The organism is Tahibacter caeni, from assembly GCF_024609805.1.
Classification (GTDB): Bacteria; Pseudomonadota; Gammaproteobacteria; order Xanthomonadales; family Rhodanobacteraceae; genus Tahibacter; species Tahibacter caeni.
On record NZ_JANFVR010000517.1, the window covers coordinates 1 to 2254 of the forward strand.

Genomic DNA, 2254 nt, shown 5'->3' on the forward strand with positions numbered 1-2254 from the left:
CCGCGCAAGCGGCGCCGTCGGCGCCGCCGCAAGCCGTCCGGCGGCAGCAGCTCCGGCGACGCGCCGCCGGCCAGTTCGTGACGCCGGCATTCATCGGCATCGGCAGCAACCTCGGCGATTCGCGCCGTCTCGTCGCCGAGGCGGCGGCCAGCCTCGGCGGACTGCCCCGGTCGCGCCTGCTGCGGAGCTCGGCGCACTACCTGACGCCGCCGTGGGGCGTGACCGAGCAGCCGTCGTTCATTAATTCTGTTGTGGAAATTGAAACTCTGCTGCAGCCTGCGGAGCTGCTGTCGGCGCTGCTCGCGCTCGAGCGCGAGGCCGGGCGGCTGCGCGACGGCACGCGCTGGGGGCCGCGCGCGCTCGATCTCGATGTCTTGCTCTACGGCGACCGGGTAATCTGCGACGCCGGTCTGCGCGTGCCGCATCCGCATCTCGCACAACGCGCGTTCGTGCTGCTGCCGCTCGCGGAGATCGCGCCGGAGCGCGTGGTGCCGGGGCTCGGACGCGTCGCGGATCTGCTCACCCGCGTCGATGTCGCCGGCTGCCGGCGCCTGACGGCGGCAGCATTCTGAGGTCGCTGCCGGCGTAAACGGATTGTTGCGCCGCCGCACCTTTTCGCTGCCGCGCGTATGGGTTGATAATCGCCGTTTTCCGCGCAGGAGTTCCGCGTGTACGCCAATCCCGCGACCGCGCCATCACGCAACGCCGTCACCGTGCCGCAGCTGCATGCGCGCAAACGCGCCGGGGAAAAGATCGTCATGGTCACGGCCTACGACGCGAGCTTCGCGGCCGCGGTCGACGCGGCCGGCATCGACGTCGTGCTCGTCGGCGACTCGCTGGGCATGGTCGTCCAGGGCGAATCGAGCACCTTGCCGGTCACGCTCGACCACATGGTCTATCACAGCGCCGCGGTCGCGCGCGGCCTGCACACCGCGCTGCTGATCGCCGATCTGCCGTTCATGAGCTATGCGACGCGCGAGCAGGCCTATGCGAGCGCGGCGCGGCTGATCGGCGAAGGCCGCGCGGCCATGGTGAAGCTCGAAGGCGCGGGCTGGGCCGGCGACGTCATCCATGCGCTGAGCGAGCGCGACATTCCGGTCTGCGCCCACCTGGGTCTGACGCCGCAGTCGGTGCACAAGCTCGGCGGCTATCGCGTGCAGGGCCGCGACGAGGATCGCGCCGAGCGCCTGTTCCAGGACGCGCGTTCGGTCGCCGCGGCCGGCGCGGACCTGCTCGTGCTCGAATGCGTGCCGTCGGCGCTGGCCGAGCGCATCACCGCCGAGCTCGCGATTCCGACCATCGGCATCGGCGCCGGGCCGCACTGCGACGGCCAGGTGCTCGTGATGTACGACCTGCTCGGACTGACGCCGGGCAAGCGTCCGCGTTTCAGCAAGAATTTCCTGGCCGGCCACGATTCGATCCAGGCCGCGCTGCACGCCTATGCCGACGCCGTGCGCAGCGGCGTATTCCCGGCCCCGGAGCACAGCTACTGATGCAACGCCTCGATTCCGTCGCCGAGCTGCGCGCGACCGTGGCGGGCTGGCACCGTGCCGGCCTGCGCGTGGGCCTGGTCCCGACCATGGGCAATCTGCACGCCGGCCATTTTTCGCTCGTGCGCGCCGCGCGCGAACGCTGTGATCGCATCGTCGCGAGCGTCTTCGTCAACCCGACCCAGTTCGGTCCGAACGAGGATTTCGCGCGCTATCCGCGCACCCTGGATGCCGATGCCCAGGGCTTGGCCGAGCACGGTTGCGACCTGCTGTTCGCGCCGGCGGTCGAGGCCATGTATCCGTTCGGCCTCGACGTAGCGACTCAGGTGGAGGTCAAGGGCGTCACCGAGACCCTCGAAGGCGCGTTCCGTCCCGGCCATTTCGCCGGCGTCGCGACCGTCGTGCTGCGCCTGCTCAACCTGGTCCAGCCGGACGTCGCGCTGTTCGGTCGCAAGGACTATCAGCAGTTGCTGACCATACGCCGGCTCGTGACCGATCTCGGTCTGCCGATCGTGATCGCCGACGTGCCGACCGTGCGCGAAGCCAACGGTCTCGCGATGAGTTCGCGTAACCAGTATCTCGGCGCCGAGGAACGCGATCGCGCCGCACTGATTCATGCGACGTTGCAGCGCATGCGCGCGGCGGTTGCAGCCGGCGAGCCGGCGGAGGCCGTCGAGCGTGCGGCGGCCGCGGCGCTCGAAGCAGCCGGTTTCCGCGTCGACTACGCCGCCGTGCGCCGGGCCGACGATCTCGCGCCGGCCGCC

Annotated in this window: 3 protein-coding genes; all 3 read left to right on the forward strand. The window is 70.5% G+C overall.

Annotated elements, in window-relative coordinates; translation table 11 throughout:
• Positions 1-77 precede the first annotated feature (77 nt).
• Positions 78-572, forward strand: coding sequence for a 2-amino-4-hydroxy-6-hydroxymethyldihydropteridine diphosphokinase (gene folK, locus NON22_RS23330; protein WP_257389384.1), 495 nt, complete (start codon positions 78-80; stop codon positions 570-572).
• A 96-nt stretch (positions 573-668) separates the two neighbouring features.
• Positions 669-1493, forward strand: coding sequence for a 3-methyl-2-oxobutanoate hydroxymethyltransferase (gene panB / locus NON22_RS23335; RefSeq protein WP_257389382.1), 825 nt, complete (start codon positions 669-671; stop codon positions 1491-1493).
• On the forward strand, positions 1493-2254 hold a 762-nt coding region (panC, locus tag NON22_RS23340; RefSeq protein WP_257389383.1), incomplete at its 3' end, for a pantoate--beta-alanine ligase. The genes panB and panC, both read left to right, overlap by 1 nt.